This is a genomic window from Stenotrophomonas sp. YJH_SMC_8 (assembly GCF_059371315.1).
This window is the reverse complement of sequence record NZ_JCAFUL010000009.1, coordinates 187,562-202,670: the sequence shown is the minus strand read 5'-3', so window position 1 is coordinate 202,670 and position 15,109 is coordinate 187,562. Positions and strand designations below refer to the sequence as shown.

Here is a 15,109-nt window from a genome sequence, read left to right as displayed (position 1 = left end):
GGCTGCCGGCAACGGCAGCGGACATCAGGATCAGAACAGCTCGACGGTGCCGGCGCCCATGCTCTGCTGGGCAACCGGCTTGTGCGGCGGGCGTTCCCACTCGCTACGCAGTTCGCGCAGGCGGCTGCCGGTGCGCTGCAGGGCGGTGGCGATCTCTTCGTCGAACACGCCGCCATTGCGGTGCAGCAGTTCCTGCAGGGCCACCGCCTCACGGTTGATCGCGGTCAGGCGGTCCAGGTGGGTGTGCACGCCGCCCAGCGCCTGGGTGGCGATGTCTTCGAACTGCAGGGCGCGCACGGCTTCGGCCACGCTGCCATCGATCGAACGGGCGCAGTCGGACACTTCGCGCATGCCGTCGCCCAGCGAGGCGTTGATCTGGGCCACGTTGTCGAGCATCGCCGCCGCTTCCTGGCGCGCTTCGCGGGAACGATCCATATCGCGCGAGGCCATGTGCGAGACCGTCTCGCGGACCTTGGCAATGGCGTCCTTGGAGCTGTGCGCCAGCTTGCGGATCTGCTCGTTGAACGTGGTCGAGCGCTCGGAGAGGTTGCGCACTTCGTCGGCGACCACCGCGAAGCCACGACCGGCTTCACCGGCACGCGCCGCTTCAATGGCAGCGTTCAGGGCCAGTAGGTTGGTCTGGTCGGCGATCGACTTGACGTCTTCCAGCAGCGCGAAGATGCCATCCAGGTGCTGCGCCATCTGGTCGATGTGCTGCACGGTGGTGCTGCTCTGGCCGCTGACCTGTTCCAGCGCTTCGACCAGCTGTTCCATGCGGTGGCTGGCGTGCTGGGCGAAACGGGCAACGTCGAGGCCGGCATTGCCTTCATCACCGGCGCGGTCGACGATGCGCGACAGGGCCTGGCTCTGCTGGCGCGACTTGCGGTTCATCGCATCGAAGCTGCCACCGAGGCTGGAGACGGCCTGGCGGATCAGGTCACGGGCGCGTTCCACTTCGCCGCGCGAACCGTCGATCTCGTTGCCGACGAAGTTGCGCAGTTCGGTCAGCAGCTGGTCCTGCTCACGCAGGACACGGGCATGTTCCGGGGAACGGTGCGCCTGGGCGCGGGTGGTCCACCACGCAAAGCCGAGCCAGCTCAGCGTCATCGTGGTCAGGATCGCCCAGCGCAGGGCGGCCGGCCATTCGAAACCGATGGCGAAGGGGAGCAGCAGGGTCAGAGCCAGGGGGGCGGCCAGACGGATGAAAATGCGTGAGTACATGGACGTTCTCGGGAGGTGCACGGAGGATGTATCGGCCGTACCCCCTTTCTCTTTAACGTCGATGTGCCTTGAAGTGCATTCTGAATGCGCCGGTTTTCCGGCGCCTTGGCGACTTCAGGGCCAGGCAGCGACGGGGTCGGATCCCTTTCCATGGAAAAGGGCTCTGACCCCTCGGGCTCAGGCCAGCTGCCGGTCCACGGCCTCGATCATCGCCTTGCGGCTGAACAGGAAGTCCCAGTAGCTGCCGCCCAGCTGGCGCCACAGCACCGCCGAGCGCACCGCGGCCAGCAGCAGGGCCCGGATCTCGGCCACCACGCCGGCCTGGCCCAGGTAGTGCGGGTTGCCCTGCACCATCACCCGCGGCTTGAGGTGGCTGATGGTGTCCGCGTACAGGCCACCCAGGTTGGCCAGCACGTCCGGATGGCCGCTGTCGCCCAGCTCGGTGGCCTGGCGCTGGGCGCGCTCGATGCCCGAGGCGACCTTGTTCACGGTGGCGCCGTCCTGCACGAAGCGGCGCTCCAGCTGCAGCACCGACAGGGCCAGCTTGGGCAGGATCGGGTCCTGGCCCTGGCTGCGGAAGTAGTTGTGCAGCAGGCGCAGGCCAGCCTTCAGTGCATGACGGTCACCGAACACCTCCTGCGGCGAGGACGCATCGACACGGAACACGCTGTCCACGGCGGTGCGCACGGCGGCGGCGTCGGAATGGCCGGTATCGGCGATGCGGCGTACCTGCTGCAGGGCCTGGGCAATGCCGGCCAGGGCCAGGACGCGGTCGTCGACAGTGAAACTCATGCAGCGATTACCTCAAAAGGGGAAGGGGTGGTGCGCAGGCGCTGTTCCAGCGGCGCATCGGTGGCGGCGATCACCGCGCCACCCAGGCACACCTCACCGTCATACAGCACCAGTGATTGACCGGGGGTAACGGCGCGCTGCGGGCGCGCGAAGGTGACCAGCAGGCTGCCATCGTCCAGCACCTCGACCGTACACGGCTCGTCGGGCTGGCGGTAGCGGGTCTGGGCGGTGCATTCGAAGCGCCGCGCCGGCGGCGAGCCGGCAATCCAGTGCGCGGTTTCCGAACGCAGGCGGTCGGACAGCATCCACTTGCTGTCGCGGTCCTGGTCCACATACAGCACGTTGCTGGCCACATCCTTGCCGACCACGTACCACGGCGCGGCCGGGCGGCCGCGCACGCCGCCGATGTTCAGCCCCTCGCGCTGGCCGAGGGTGAAATAGAACACGCCCGGATGTTCGGCGATGACGCTGCCGTCGGCCGGGTCGAGGATCTGGCCGGGCTTGGCCGGCAGGTAGCGGCCGAGGAACTCGCGGAAGTCGCGCTCGCCGATGAAACAGATGCCGGTGGAGTCCTTCTTGGCGTGGGTCGGCAGGCTGACATCGCGCGCGATCCGTCGCAGGTCGGTCTTTTCCAGGTCGCCGATCGGGAACAGGGTCGCCGACAGCTGTTCCTGGCCCAGCTGGTGCAGGAAGTAGCTCTGGTCCTTGGAGCGGTCGGCGCCGCGCAGCAGCAGCCACTGGTGGCCGCGCTGGGCCACTCGCGCGTAATGGCCGGTGGCGATGCGCTCGGCGCCCAGCTCGCGGGCGGCATCCAGGAAATGCTTGAACTTCACTTCGCGGTTGCACAGCACGTCCGGGTTCGGCGTGCGGCCGGCGGCGTACTCGGCCAGGAAGTGTTCGAACACGCCCTGCCAGTACTCGCTGGAGAAATCGCGGAAGTGGAAGGGAATGCCGAGCAGGCCGCACACCGCCACCGCATCGCGGCGGTCGTCCTCGGCGCGGCAGTCGCCGCTGCCATCGTCGGCCCAGTTCTGCATGAACAGCCCGGCCACGGCCTCACCCTGCTGTACCAGGCGCCAGGCGGCGACCGAGGAGTCGACACCACCAGAGACGCCCACCATCACGCGCGGAGTGCTCATGCGACCTCCCGGACCAGCGAAAGCGGGTGGCGCTGGCCACCCAGGTAATCGGCCACCACCTGCCAGACCAGCGGGCTGCGCTGGCGTTCGCGGGCGGCCCGCAGCTCGGCCGGGGTCAGCCACAGTGCGCGATCAATGCCGGTGTCCAACGGCTGCGCCGGGTCATGCGAGACCGGGCGCGCCGCATAGCAGAAACGCAGGAAGGTCGTGCCGTCGCCGGCGGTCCACTGGTAGCAGCCGATGAAATGGGTCAGCTGCACCGTCCAGCCGGTTTCCTCGCGGGTCTCGCGCAGGGCTGCCTCGGCCAGGCTTTCGCCAGGCTCGAGGTGGCCGGCCGGCTGGTTGAGCACCTGCCGGCCATCAATGGTCTCTTCAACCAGCAGCACGCGGCCGCCGTCGACCACCACGGTGGCGACGGTGGCGTGCGGTGCCCAGCGCGGGTCCGGCGTGGCGTTCAACTCAGAACTCGTCCTTCTTGGTCAGTTCCAGCTCCATGGCGTCGGCGGTGCGGATGGCCGCATCGATGGCGTCGCTGAGCTGGTCGGCGGTGGCATCGGCGTCGATCTTGACCACGAACATGGCGGTGGTGTCCTGCTTTACCCAGCCGCCCATCTTGGCATCCTGCGAATCTTCCAGCAGGCGGTTGGCCACGGCCACCGGGAACTGCTTGGTCTTGGCGCTGTAAGCGGGCGACCAGATCTCACGGATGTTGTGGGTGCCGAAATCCTCCACCGACGAACGCACATAGACCATCTGGGTGCGGTCACCCTCGACGTCGAAGACCATGCGGTAGTCGCCATCCTCATCGACTTCGTAGGTGTAGCCCAGCTTGTCCAGGTGGCGGGCCACGGCCTTGTCGGCGTCTGCTGCAGCGGCGGAGCCGGATGCAGCCAGGGCGATCAGCAGGGTGGAGAGAAGGGTCCTTTTCATGAAGATCCTGTGAAACATTACTGAGAGAGGGTGCAATTGTGACGGCGGGCGTGCGTGCCGTCCAATCTGCGGCGGGCCGACGCAGGCTCGCCCGAGCCTCTATAATGGCCCGATGCCCCATGAGTCTTCCCCCGATTCCCAGCACGAGCACGGCGTCGCCGTAGAGGCCGCGCGCCCGGAAGTGGCGCCGCCGCCGTTCTACCAGGTGATGCTGCTCAACGACGACTACACCCCGATGGATTTCGTGGTGGACGTCCTGCAGCAGTTCTTCAGCATGGACCTGGACAAGGCCACGCAGGTGATGCTGCACGTCCATACCCGCGGCCGTGGCGTGTGCGGTGTGTTCACCCGCGAGGTGGCCGAGACCAAGGTTGCCCAGGTCAACGAGTACTCGCGGATGAACCAGCACCCGCTGCTGTGCACGATGGAAAAGGCCTGACCGGCTGCCGGTTCTCGTCCGGGTACACCGATTCCGGAAGATTGTAGAGCCGAGCCCACGCTCGGCTGCTGCTCACCCAGGCATCCAGATCTCTGCCAACGGCAGCCGAGCGCAGGCTCGGCTCTACAGCTGGGTCACGCTTCCGCCAGTGCCTCCAGCGCCATTTGCGCTACCGTCTCATCGATGTCGGCCGGGTCGCCGTCATCCCGGAACCAGACCGCCGACAATCCCGTGCTGGCCGCGATCCAGCGCAGCAGGCGCGTTCGATCCAGCTCCGCCAGCGCACTGACCTGTTCAAGACGAGCCACAAACCGTTCCGGTCGCGTCGCGACATGGATGCCGGGACCGCACAGGTCCGGGTTGCTGAACAGTGTGGTGTAGTCGAAGGCCCGGTCGCCCAGCAGCCGCTTCGGGTCGATCGCCAGCCAGCCGCGCGCGCCGAAATCCAGCACGTTGTCGTGGTGCAGGTCGCCGTGCAGCGGCCGGATCTCCCGTTCGTCCTGCAGCAGCCCCTCCGCCAGTGATCTGCACTGTTCCAGCAGTGGCGGCAGCGCAGCCCTTGGCTGCAGCAGGTCGGCGAACCATGTACGCAGGCAGACCAGTTCCGCTGGCGGTGCGCTCCGTGGCCGGTGCAGCCGCTGCAGGACCTGGCACAGGATCGTGGTGCAGGTGTCATCGTCGCCCTGGATCGAACGCTGCCGCAGCGAGTCGCCACCGGCACGCTCGATCAGGATTGCCGGCCCCTCGTGGGCCAGCAGTTGGGCGGCGCCGTCGCCAGCCCACCAGCGCAGCAGCCGATGGGCGTTCTGTTCCTCGGGTTCGTCGCTGACCTTCAGCATCGCCGGTTCGCCGGCGGCGGTCAGCACCGGCCAGAGGCGGGCGCGCGGCGTTTCGATGGCCTCGCCATCACGCCGCAATCGCCAGCGGCTCAGGTAGGGTTCGCTCATGCTGGGCGGGCTGTCCTGGAGTGAATGAAGATCAAGCGATGTGTACTGCTAACGCCATCTGAACGCAGCAATCCGCTAGGGTGATGGAAAACGCGTAGTCAGGCCGCATATTGTCCCCATCTGCCGCCGGAGTAATCCATGTTCAGCAAAGACCTCGAACACACCATCGGCCAGTGCTACAAGCGCGCCCGTGAGGCCCGGCATGAGTTCATGACGGTCGAACACCTGCTGTTGGCACTGCTCGACAACCCGTCCGCCCAGGCCGTACTGAAGGCCTGTGGTGCCGACGCCGAACGCCTGCGCCAGGAGCTGGAGCAGGCCATCGAGGCCTCCGTGTCCCGCCTGGCCGAGGATGACGGCCGCGATACCCAGCCGACCCTGGGCTTCCAGCGCGTGCTGCAGCGGGCCGTGTACCACGTGCAGTCCTCGGGCAAGAAGGAGGTCACCGGCGCCAATGTGCTGGTCGCCATCTTCGGCGAAAAGGACTCCCATGCCGTCTATTACCTCAACCAGCAGGATGTGACCCGGCTGGATGTGGTCAATTACCTGTCCCATGGCATCGCCAAGCTGGGCGAGGAGGGCGAGCAGCCGTCTTCGTCCTCGGAGGGCGAGAGCCGCATGGAAGGCGGGGAGGGCGAGCCCAAGGGAGATGCCCTGACCGAGTTCGCCAGCAACCTCAATGACCAGGCCCGGGCAGGTCGCATCGACCCGCTGGTCGGCCGTGCCGACGAGATCGAGCGGACCATCCAGGTCCTGTGCCGCCGCCGCAAGAACAACCCGCTGTACGTGGGTGAGGCCGGCGTGGGCAAGACGGCCATCGCCGAAGGCCTGGCCCGTCGCATCATCGAAGGCTCGGTGCCCGACGTGCTGGCCGACGCGGTGATCTACTCGCTCGACCTGGGCGCACTGGTAGCCGGTACCAAGTACCGTGGTGACTTCGAGAAGCGCCTGAAGAGCGTGCTGACGGCACTGAAGAAGGTGCCCAACGCGGTGCTGTTCATCGACGAGATCCACACCATCATCGGTGCCGGTTCGGCGTCGGGCGGCACCATGGATGCGTCCAACCTGATCAAGCCGGCGCTGGCCTCCGGCGAGCTGCGCTGCATCGGCTCGACCACCTTCCAGGAATACCGCGGCATCTTCGAGAAGGACCGGGCACTGGCCCGCCGCTTCCAGAAGATCGACATCGTCGAGCCGACCGTGGGCGAAACCTACGAGATCCTGCAGGGCCTGAAGTCCAAGTACGAGCTGCATCACGGCGTGACCTACTCCGACGAGGCCCTGCAGGCCGCAGTGGACCTGTCGGTGAAGCACATCGGCGACCGCCTGCTGCCGGACAAGGCCATCGACGTGATCGACGAGGCCGGTGCCCGCCAGCGCCTGCTGCCCGAGGGGCAGCGCAAGGAGCTGATCGACGTCGAGGAGGTCGAGGCGATCGTGGCCAAGATGGCGCGCATCCCGGCCAAGCAGGTCAGTGCCACCGACAAGGATGTGCTGCAGCACCTGGAGCGCAACCTGAAGATGGTGATCTTCGGCCAGGACCCGGCCATCGAGACGTTGTCCTCGGCGATCAAGCTGGCCCGTTCGGGCCTGGGCAACCCGGAAAAGCCGATCGGCAACTTCCTGTTCGCCGGCCCGACCGGTGTCGGCAAGACCGAAGTGACCAAGCAGCTGGCGTTGCAGCTGGGCATCGAGCTGGTCCGCTTCGATATGTCCGAGTACATGGAGCCGCATTCGATCAGCCGCCTGATCGGCGCGCCTCCGGGCTACGTCGGCTTCGACCAGGGCGGCCTGCTGACCGAGAAGATCGTCAAGACGCCGCACTGCGTGCTGCTGCTGGATGAGATCGAGAAGGCGCATCCGGACATCTTCAACATCCTGTTGCAGGTGATGGACCGCGGCGTGCTGACCGATACCAATGGTCGCGAAGCGAACTTCAAGAACGTGGTGCTGGTGATGACCACCAACGCCGGTGCGGCGCAGGCCTCGCGGCGTTCGATCGGCTTCACCAAGCAGGACCATGCCACCGACGCGATGGAGACCATCCGCCGCAGCTTCACCCCGGAATTCCGCAACCGTCTTGACGCGGTGGTGCAGTTCCAGGCGCTGGGCTTCGAGCACATCCTGCGCGTGGTGGACAAGTTCCTGATCGAGCTGGAGATGCGCCTGCAGGAGAAGCACGTCAGCCTGTCGGCAACTCCGACCGCGCGCGATTGGCTGGCCCACCACGGTTTCGACCCGCTGATGGGTGCCCGGCCCATGGCCCGCGTCATCCAGGACAAGGTCAAGCGCCCGCTGGCCGACGAGCTGCTGTTCGGCAAGCTGGTCAACGGCGGCAAGGTCAGCATCGACGTGCGCGACGACGAGCTGGTGGTCGAAGCCCAGGCCGAGCCGGAGCGCCTGTTGCCGGTGACGGTGGAGTAACTTCGCGCCGGACCGGTGCCCGGTACGGGCAGGGACAAGGGCGGCTTCGGCCGCCCTTGTCGTGTGCGGTGCAGTTCAGCGCCCTTGCTGGGCCAGGCGCTTGAAGGTTGCTGCATCGATCGGCTCGATCCAGGTCATAGCGCAGTGGTTGCTTTCGGTCCGAAGCGTGCTGCGGGCGCCGCTGCAGACCTGTCCAGGCGTGCCGGGCGTGAAGAGCGCGTAACGGGCTGAGGCGGCAGCGCCCAGGCAGCGCTTCTGCAGGTGCACCCGATAGTGGCTGTCACCGTCGCGCAGCAGCACCTCGCGTTCCGTACTGGAGGGGCGGATATCGCGATTGCTGCCGAGGGCGATGCACTCGGACGGGTTGGAGGGCTTGCTGGGTTCGGCGGCAAATGCCGACAGGGACAGGCTGACCAGCAGAACTGCCGGCAGCAGGACGTGCGGGAGCAGGGCGTTCATGATCGGGCGGGGGTGGCGATCCGGACTGGATCGGATCCCACGATGCCGCCGCTGCAGCAAGCGCGAATCTGCCGCAAGCAGGGCTGACCGACGCCACGGTGAGCTCGGTCATGGTGACCTCCGGCAGGGCCGGATTCCGGGCATGACAAAAGGCCAGCAACCAGGGCTGGCCTTGTCGAAGTGGCGCCAGGCGCCGACCGCTTACTTCATGCGGTAGGTGATACGACCCTTGGTCAGGTCATACGGGGTCATTTCAACCTTGACCCGGTCACCGGTGAGGATGCGGATGTAGTTCTTGCGCATGCGGCCGGAGATATGGGCGATGATTTCGTGCCCATTTTCCAGACGAACGCGGAAAGTGGTGTTCGGCAGCGTCTCGCTGACGGTGCCCTCGAACTCGATGGAATCGTCTTTCGACATGTAGTCCTGTGCGGTTCAGAAAACGGCCACGCTGGGCCTAAGGCGCAGTATTTTACGCGTGACGGCGCCAGCTTGCAAAGTTTGTGTTAACCCCCGGCCAAACGCCGTGCTGGCAAGCGCCCGACCGCCTGGGTCCATGGGCCTTCCAGGCCGTCACCGCGTACGGCCCGGCGCACGTGGAGCAGGAATTCCGCGCGCGGGAGGTGCTCGGCACCCATCCGCAGCAGGTGCGGATTCTCCACCTGGGCATCGATCAGTTCCCAGCCCCAGCCATGCAGGGTGGATGCCAGGGCGGCCAGGGCGATCTTGGAGCCGCCGCTGGCACCACTGAACATGCTCTCGCCAAAGAACATCGACCCGATCGCGACCCCGTAGATGCCACCGACCAGGGTCTGCCGGTCCCAGACTTCGAACGAATGGGCAAAGCCCAGGTCGTGCAGCTGGCTGTAGGCTTCGACCATCGCCGGGCTGATCCAGGTGCCGTCCTGGCCGGGCCGCGGTGCCGCCGCACAGGCACGCATCACGCGGCTGAAGGCGGTGTCGGCGGTGACCTCCCACGTACTGCTGCGCAACTGGCGGCGGAAGCGGCTGGACAGATGCACGCCGCCGGTGCGGAACACCACGCGAGGGTCCGGTGACCACCACAGGATCGGCTCGCCCTCGCTGAACCACGGAAAGATGCCGCCGGCGTAGGCATTGAGCAGGCGCACCGGATGCAGGTCACCGCCGACGGCGAGCAGGCCATCAGGCTGGCGCAGCGCGGTCTCGGCCGGAGGAAAGGGGGCGTCCGGCATATCGGCCAGGCGCCAGGGCAACTGGCGGGTCATGCCGCCATTGTATTCGTCGTGGTGATCGGCGATGTCTGGCACCATCAGTTCCCGTCGGCAAGGAGCCCCGCATGAGTGAATCGATCAGTGCCATCCTCGATGTGCACGACACCCCGCGCACCCGCAACGACAGCCAGAGCATGCTGCTGTCGCTGGCCGGCGAGGCGCCGGGTCAGCTGGGCGAACTGATCCGGGTTGCGCTGGCGCGCCGCTCACCGGCTTCGGCCTTTCTCGACATGGCGTTGGACCTGCTGCCCGATGAAGCGGTTGCGCCGGTCTGCGCCGAGGCCTGGCGCCGCTATCGCGGCGGCGAGCGCGGTGAACTGCTGGCCAGCGTGATGGAGTTCGCCAGCTACCAGGCGCCGCAGGTGCTGCAGGATGACTGGGAGGCGTTGCTGGCGGTGGCCATTGAAGATGAGCTGCAGCTGGCCTCACAGGTATGGCGGGGCTTGCCCCCTGCCACTGCCGCGCACTGGGCGCAGATCCTGGCCGAAGCCGATGATGATCGCGAAATGGCGCGGGCCAGGGCGTTGCTGCTTGCCACCCATCCCGAGACCTACGCCGTCGCCCGCGGATACGTGGTCGACTGGGGGCGGCTGGATGCCGATGTATGGGCGCACTGGGCCGGCGTCGCCGACGGACCGCAGCCGCGCCGCCTGCATGGGGAGCGGCCGTTGCACATCCGCTTTGGCCGCGAACAGCATCGCGCGCAGCAGGCTGACGAACCGAGCTGGCGCAAGCGCATCTGGCGCCTGCACCCGACCTGGAATGGTGGGCGGGTGCATCACGCTGGCCGTATGGGAGGGCCGCTGGAGGCGCAATGTGGCAGCTGCCATGCGCCGTTGCAGCGCCTGTTGCAGACCGATGCCGCTGCGCTGCAGCCGGGCGCAACGGGCGAGATCACGCTGGGGCTGTGCCTGGATTGCTGTGGCTGGGAGGAGCCGCCTGTGCGCTTCTATCGCCATGATGCCGCTGGTCTGCCCGCCTGCCACCCGAGCCAGTACCGCGCAGTACCGGCCACGCCCACCGACAGCGGTGACCTGATGCGTGCCGAAGTGGGCCTGGCCGTCATGGACAGCGCGCGCTGGCGACAGCAGGACTGGGGGCAGTCGAACCACCGGCAGAATCTGTCGCGCGTGGGCGGCGCGCCGAGCTGGGTGCAGAGTGCCTGGTACCCGGCGTGCATCGATTGCGGCCAGGAGATGCCGTTCGTGATGCAGCTGGACTCGACGCTGCCAACCGCCGGTGGAGGTGTGCTGCTATGGGGCAGTGGCGGCATGCTCTACACGTTCTGGTGCGCGAAGTGCCGGGTGAGTGGGCATTTCTGGCAGTGCACCTGAGCAGGGTGTCCTCACCATCGCTCTCGACTCTACGAATATGTGCGGCTCTCGCTATTGCTCTGGTAGGTGCCCACCTGGGTTGGCACGCTTTTCCCGGGGGCACCCAGGTCGCGAATGCTCGAGACTACGGCACTGCACGGAACGGCCCATGTCCCTGCAGCTCCTGCTGGTAGCGCCGCACATCGCGGCGCTCCTGCCGGCACCAGTCCTGCAGTGCTTCTGCAAAGTCCGCATCAGCCACCCAGTGCCGGCTGCGTACCAGCGTCGGCAGGAAGCCCCGCGCCAGCTTGTGCTCGCCCTGCGCGCCCGGCTCGAAACGGGTCAACCCTTCGCTCAGGCAGTACTCGATACCCTGGTAGTAGCAGGCCTCGAAGTGCAGGCCGGGCAGGGTGGCGCCGCCCCAGTAACGGCCATACAGCGTGTCTCCGCCACGCAGGCACAGCGCGCCGGCAATCAGTTCACCGTCCTGTTCGGCCAGGAACAGCACCAGCCCGCGGCCCAATGAAATGGCCAGGTGGCGCAGGAAGGCCTCGGTCAGCGCGGGGGCGTTGCCGTACTCGAGGAAGGTCTGCAGATAGAAGCGGTACATCGCCTGCAGATCGGCGCGACTGGCGTCATCACCGTGCACAACGCGGAAGGTGATTCCCTGGCGGGTGACCTTGGCCCGTTCCTGGCGGATGTTCTTGCGGTGCTTGTGGTCCATCGCGCCGAGGAACTGCTCGAACGTGTACCACTCGCCCGGGTTCTGCCACTGGAACTGCACGTCTTCACGCAGCAGCCAGTCATCGCCGAACAGCGCCTCATCCACTGCGGTGTGGAAGTTGATATGGGCCGAGGACACGTCCAGCGTCGGCAGCGCATCGCGCAACGCCGACAGCAGCGCGGCGCGGTCTGAATCGTGACGGGCCAACAGCCGCGGCCCGGTGACCGGCGAGTACGGCACTGCGCCGAGCCATTTCGGGTAGTAGTCGCGGCCATGGCGCGCATAGGCGTTTGCCCAGGCGTGGTCGAACACGAACTCGCCGTGCGAGTTGGTCTTCAGGTAACCCGGAATGGCGCCCATCAGGCGGTCGCCTTCCCACAGGGTGAAGTGCCGGGGCTGCCAGCCCCAGTCCTCGCGCAGGCAGCCGTGTTGTTCCAGGCCCGAGAGGAAGGCGTGGCTGACGAAGGGGTTGCGGCCGTCGTGCAGGGCGTCCCAGTCGGTGGCGGCAATGGACTGCAGGGAGTCGAGGAAGCGAGGGGAGGGCATGAGGGAAGGATAGGGCAGGTGGAGGCGGATTGCCGCCAGGCACCCTTGAACGAGTGAGGAAAATACGAAATCCCAGCTTTGGTGACCGGATGCCGTCCTGTACGGCGCTGCACGCGGATAGTCGTGGTGGACGTCGATAGCCATGAGGGAGAGCGGCATGCTTGGAGTTGCAGTAGTTGCAATACTTGCGCTGGCCGGCATGACCGGAATTGAGTCGTCTTCATTCCGGCAAGGAAGCGTTGAATCTGATCCTGTTACGGACGCCATCGTTACAGGTGCAAGCCAGGATGCGCTTGACGTCTATCGCCGGCATGGGCATCTAAAGGGCCCGCAGCATGCCATCGCCGTCTTCGACGTAACGACGGGCATGATCCGAATCGATCTTAGAGGGGGCGGCCTGCCTGAGCATGGGGGCGCCGAACTGGAAGATCTGCAGCAGTTTGTTTCGAACGGTGCTCTTGAAGCGTTGAGGCCGATTGTTCCCGCCGCGGGAACCATATTCTTCTACAATGGCAAGAGTTTCGCGGAGCAGTATCCCGAGGATGCTTTCGACGACCGGCAGGTGCGAGGTCCGCGGCAGGGCGGGGGAGGGCTGGTTGTTGTGTCTGCGGGGCACGGCTGGTACTACCACCACCGTTTCCGTGACTGGCGGGCACAACGTGATCCGTCGAACGGCATCATCGAGGACGAGATTACACCGGGATACGCGGATGAGCTTCGCAGGTGGATGATCGAACGAAGCCAGGTGGCGGGGGTCCGTATTCGGTCAGAAGCGGCAGACTTCCATACCCCGAGTGGATACGCTTGGTGGCGTATGGCGGCAAGGTACTCCCTTGAGGCTTCCCATCCAGAGCAGCCTGATCTATGGAATTCTTTGCCGACGTCGGATCATGCCCTTCGGGAGAGGGATGAGGACATACGTAGCCGCCCACGCTACGCCAACCTGCTGCAAGCCGAGGCGTTGTTCCATCTGCATACAAACGCTGGCCCCCCAGCTGCGTCCGGCGCGCGTGCTTATGTCGCGGAGGGTCGCCCCGAGGATCATCGATTGGCGAGCCAGGTTCTTTGCTACATGAAGGAACTGATCAATTCAGTTGACGACTATTCGGACTATGCGGTGGCTTCGACGCCTGAAACAGGGCGGCATGGTGAGAACTCGCAGGCAAACATGCCGTCGGTCATCATCGAGGCGGGCTTTCATACCAATGCGTCTGACGCTGCCGCCTTGCTGGACCCGGCTTTTCGCACCGCCTCAATGAAGGGTGTCGAGAAAGGCTATCGGCTGTTCCGTGAAGGGAAGGGTTGCGTGCCGTTGAAGGTGGAGCCCATCCAGTCCATCGAGCTGTCCGCGGGCAGTTCGCGGCGCGTCGATGTGGTGTTTGAGGGCCACCCCCGATATCCGATTGATCTGGTCACCACCAATGTGGGCTGTCCGCCCGGATGGACCTGTACCGACGGCAAGGTCCACATCGCTGCACCGGACGAGAAGCCCAGTCAGATCATCATGAAGTGCGAGAACGCTGGCAGTGCCCCCTTGTTCTGGAACACGCAGGTGGTCGATGCCGATGGGGTGAAATCTCCGCCGGTCAGGCACAGGGTGCAGTGCATAAGGCGACCGGGTGGGGTGAGCGTTGCGGCGGCAGGGTTGGTTGGCCACTGAAAGCGAAAAGGCCGGCGCTTTCGCGTCGGCCTTTGGTTTGAGTCGAGCAGGGCTCGACTCTACAGAGCATGGTCAGCGTTTCAGCTGGCCTTGCCCTCGGCATCCAGGAAGCGCTCGGCGTCCAGCGCGGCCATGCAGCCGAAGCCGGCCGAGGTGATCGCCTGGCGGTAGTGCTGGTCGGCCACGTCGCCGGCGGCGAACACGCCTTCCACCGAAGTCTGGGTGGCGTTGCCGCCCAGCCCGGAGCGGATTTCCAGGTAGCCGTTGTTCATCGCCAGCTGGCCATCGAACAGGGTGGTGTTCGGGTGGTGGCCGATGGCCACGAAGAAGCCGTGGGCATCGATGTCGCGGGTGCTGCCGTCCAGCGTGGACTTCACGCGCACCCCGGTCACGCCAGCGTCGTTACCCAGCACTTCCTCCACCTGGTGGTGCCAGACGGTCTCGATCTTGCCTTCGGCCACCTTCTTGAACAGCTTGTCCTGCATGATCTTTTCCGCCTTCAGGGTGTCGCGGCGGTGGACCAGGTAGACCTTGCGGGCGATGTTGGACAGGTACAGGGCCTCTTCCACGGCGGTGTTGCCGCCGCCGACCACGACCACGTCCTGGTCGCGGTAGAAGAAGCCGTCACAGGTGGCGCAGGCGGACACGCCGCGGCCCTTGAACTCGTCTTCGGTCGGAATGCCCAGGTACTTGGCGGTGGCGCCGGTGGCGATGATCAGCGCATCGCAGGTGTACTCGTGGCTGTCGCCGATCAGCTTGAACGGGCGCTGGGACACGTCAGCGGTGTGGATGTGGTCGAAGATGACCTCGGTCTCGAAGCGCTCGGCGTGGGCCTGCATGCGTGCCATCAGGTCCGGGCCCATCAGTCCGTGGGCGTCACCCGGCCAGTTGTCCACCTCGGTGGTGGTCATCAGCTGACCGCCCTGCTGCAGGCCGGTGATGACGACCGGCTTCAGGTTGGCGCGGGCGGCGTAGACGGCGGCGGTCCAGCCGGCCGGGCCGGAACCGAGGATGACGAGACGCTGGTGGCGGGAGGGCAGGCTGGTGCTCATGTAGACTCGCGAAAAGGTAGATGGGACAAGGCGCTGGCGATGTTTGCGCAGCATCCGTGGCTGGTCATAGAGTGGCGGCTGGGGCAGGGCGATTCAAGCCGATGAACGGAACGCCGTCATCCAGCAGTGGTTTCGGCCCTCTGATTGGCCTGCCGGACGTCGCATAACTGAAAACTGACGCCGTCTCATTTATTATCAATCACTAACAGC

Annotated in this window: 15 protein-coding genes; 4 read left to right on the top strand and 11 right to left on the bottom strand. The window is 66.0% G+C overall.

Annotated features, from left to right (window positions below):
* Positions 1–30 precede the first annotated feature (30 nt).
* From AC5P88_RS13495 to AC5P88_RS13475, 5 genes are all read right to left on the bottom strand, one after another.
* Positions 31–1,221, bottom strand: a complete 1,191-nt coding sequence (locus AC5P88_RS13495; protein ID WP_032127364.1) for a methyl-accepting chemotaxis protein — start codon at positions 1,219–1,221, stop codon at positions 31–33.
* Positions 1,222–1,398: 177 nt separating this feature from the next.
* On the bottom strand, positions 1,399–2,013 hold the full coding sequence (gene hflD, locus AC5P88_RS13490; protein WP_010485865.1) for a high frequency lysogenization protein HflD: 615 nt from the start codon (positions 2,011–2,013) through the stop codon (positions 1,399–1,401).
* Complete coding sequence (mnmA, locus tag AC5P88_RS13485) at positions 2,010–3,152, bottom strand: tRNA 2-thiouridine(34) synthase MnmA (RefSeq protein WP_106548569.1); 1,143 nt, start codon at positions 3,150–3,152, stop codon at positions 2,010–2,012. Before mnmA ends, hflD begins: the two co-directional genes overlap by 4 nt.
* Complete coding sequence (locus tag AC5P88_RS13480; RefSeq protein ID WP_495225288.1) at positions 3,149–3,610, bottom strand: NUDIX hydrolase; 462 nt, start codon at positions 3,608–3,610, stop codon at positions 3,149–3,151. The genes mnmA and AC5P88_RS13480 overlap by 4 nt, the downstream gene beginning before the upstream one ends.
* A gap of 1 nt (position 3,611) precedes the next feature.
* The gene (locus AC5P88_RS13475; protein WP_111112597.1) at positions 3,612–4,082 is read right to left on the bottom strand and encodes a hypothetical protein; all 471 of its coding nucleotides are present in this window, start codon (positions 4,080–4,082) and stop codon (positions 3,612–3,614) included.
* A 112-nt stretch (positions 4,083–4,194) separates the two neighbouring features.
* Here AC5P88_RS13475 and clpS point away from each other — a divergent pair, with 112 nt between their 5' ends.
* Positions 4,195–4,521, top strand: coding sequence for an ATP-dependent Clp protease adapter ClpS (gene clpS, locus AC5P88_RS13470; protein ID WP_005409592.1), 327 nt, complete (start codon positions 4,195–4,197; stop codon positions 4,519–4,521).
* A 134-nt stretch (positions 4,522–4,655) separates the two neighbouring features.
* On the opposite strand, the gene AC5P88_RS13465 is transcribed toward clpS, so the two are convergent.
* Complete coding sequence (locus AC5P88_RS13465; RefSeq protein WP_495225287.1) at positions 4,656–5,468, bottom strand: APH(6) family putative aminoglycoside O-phosphotransferase; 813 nt, start codon at positions 5,466–5,468, stop codon at positions 4,656–4,658.
* Between the two features lie 138 nt (positions 5,469–5,606).
* On the opposite strand from AC5P88_RS13465, the gene clpA reads away from it, so the two are divergent.
* The gene (gene clpA / locus AC5P88_RS13460; RefSeq protein WP_106548566.1) at positions 5,607–7,892 is read left to right on the top strand and encodes an ATP-dependent Clp protease ATP-binding subunit ClpA; all 2,286 of its coding nucleotides are present in this window, start codon (positions 5,607–5,609) and stop codon (positions 7,890–7,892) included.
* 75 nt (positions 7,893–7,967) lie between these two features.
* On the opposite strand, the gene AC5P88_RS13455 is transcribed toward clpA, so the two are convergent.
* From AC5P88_RS13455 to aat, 3 genes are all read right to left on the bottom strand, one after another.
* Positions 7,968–8,351, bottom strand: coding sequence for a hypothetical protein (locus AC5P88_RS13455; RefSeq protein ID WP_495225286.1), 384 nt, complete (start codon positions 8,349–8,351; stop codon positions 7,968–7,970).
* Between the two features lie 201 nt (positions 8,352–8,552).
* Complete coding sequence (infA, locus tag AC5P88_RS13450; protein WP_005409596.1) at positions 8,553–8,771, bottom strand: translation initiation factor IF-1; 219 nt, start codon at positions 8,769–8,771, stop codon at positions 8,553–8,555.
* Between the two features lie 86 nt (positions 8,772–8,857).
* On the bottom strand, positions 8,858–9,598 hold the full coding sequence (aat, locus tag AC5P88_RS13445; protein WP_106548590.1) for a leucyl/phenylalanyl-tRNA--protein transferase: 741 nt from the start codon (positions 9,596–9,598) through the stop codon (positions 8,858–8,860).
* A gap of 71 nt (positions 9,599–9,669) precedes the next feature.
* Here aat and AC5P88_RS13440 point away from each other — a divergent pair, with 71 nt between their 5' ends.
* Positions 9,670–10,938 carry a hypothetical protein gene (locus AC5P88_RS13440; protein WP_495225285.1) on the top strand — a complete coding sequence of 423 codons (1,269 nt, stop codon included), beginning with the start codon at positions 9,670–9,672 and terminating at the stop codon, positions 10,936–10,938.
* Positions 10,939–11,062: 124 nt separating this feature from the next.
* Here the strand turns inward: AC5P88_RS13440 and AC5P88_RS13435 are convergent, their stop codons facing one another.
* Complete coding sequence (locus AC5P88_RS13435; protein WP_495225284.1) at positions 11,063–12,187, bottom strand: GNAT family N-acetyltransferase; 1,125 nt, start codon at positions 12,185–12,187, stop codon at positions 11,063–11,065.
* 157 nt (positions 12,188–12,344) lie between these two features.
* Between AC5P88_RS13435 and AC5P88_RS13430 the strand changes: the two genes are divergently transcribed.
* A complete protein-coding gene (locus tag AC5P88_RS13430; protein ID WP_495225283.1) occupies positions 12,345–13,847 on the top strand; it encodes an N-acetylmuramoyl-L-alanine amidase family protein in 1,503 nt (500 codons plus the stop codon).
* Positions 13,848–13,927: 80 nt separating this feature from the next.
* Here AC5P88_RS13430 and trxB read toward each other — a convergent pair whose 3' ends face one another.
* Complete coding sequence (trxB, locus tag AC5P88_RS13425; protein ID WP_106548561.1) at positions 13,928–14,899, bottom strand: thioredoxin-disulfide reductase; 972 nt, start codon at positions 14,897–14,899, stop codon at positions 13,928–13,930.
* Positions 14,900–15,109: the final 210 nt, after the last annotated feature.

Excerpts from the sequence above, each read along its gene's own strand:
- AC5P88_RS13430 (WP_495225283.1), top strand. The coding sequence starts at position 12,345 with ATGCTTGGAGTTGCAGTAGTTGCAATACTTGCGCTGGCCGGCATGACC.
- clpS (WP_005409592.1), top strand. The coding sequence starts at position 4,195 with ATGCCCCATGAGTCTTCCCCCGATTCCCAGCACGAGCACGGCGTCGCC.
- trxB (WP_106548561.1), bottom strand. The coding sequence starts at position 14,899 with ATGAGCACCAGCCTGCCCTCCCGCCACCAGCGTCTCGTCATCCTCGGT.
- aat (WP_106548590.1), bottom strand. The coding sequence starts at position 9,598 with ATGACCCGCCAGTTGCCCTGGCGCCTGGCCGATATGCCGGACGCCCCC.
- AC5P88_RS13475 (WP_111112597.1), bottom strand. The coding sequence starts at position 4,082 with ATGAAAAGGACCCTTCTCTCCACCCTGCTGATCGCCCTGGCTGCATCC.
- AC5P88_RS13455 (WP_495225286.1), bottom strand. The coding sequence starts at position 8,351 with ATGAACGCCCTGCTCCCGCACGTCCTGCTGCCGGCAGTTCTGCTGGTC.
- infA (WP_005409596.1), bottom strand. The coding sequence starts at position 8,771 with ATGTCGAAAGACGATTCCATCGAGTTCGAGGGCACCGTCAGCGAGACG.
- hflD (WP_010485865.1), bottom strand. The coding sequence starts at position 2,013 with ATGAGTTTCACTGTCGACGACCGCGTCCTGGCCCTGGCCGGCATTGCC.
- mnmA (WP_106548569.1), bottom strand. The coding sequence starts at position 3,152 with ATGAGCACTCCGCGCGTGATGGTGGGCGTCTCTGGTGGTGTCGACTCC.
- AC5P88_RS13495 (WP_032127364.1), bottom strand. The coding sequence starts at position 1,221 with ATGTACTCACGCATTTTCATCCGTCTGGCCGCCCCCCTGGCTCTGACC.
- AC5P88_RS13440 (WP_495225285.1), top strand. The coding sequence starts at position 9,670 with ATGAGTGAATCGATCAGTGCCATCCTCGATGTGCACGACACCCCGCGC.
- clpA (WP_106548566.1), top strand. The coding sequence starts at position 5,607 with ATGTTCAGCAAAGACCTCGAACACACCATCGGCCAGTGCTACAAGCGC.
- AC5P88_RS13435 (WP_495225284.1), bottom strand. The coding sequence starts at position 12,187 with ATGCCCTCCCCTCGCTTCCTCGACTCCCTGCAGTCCATTGCCGCCACC.
- AC5P88_RS13465 (WP_495225287.1), bottom strand. The coding sequence starts at position 5,468 with ATGAGCGAACCCTACCTGAGCCGCTGGCGATTGCGGCGTGATGGCGAG.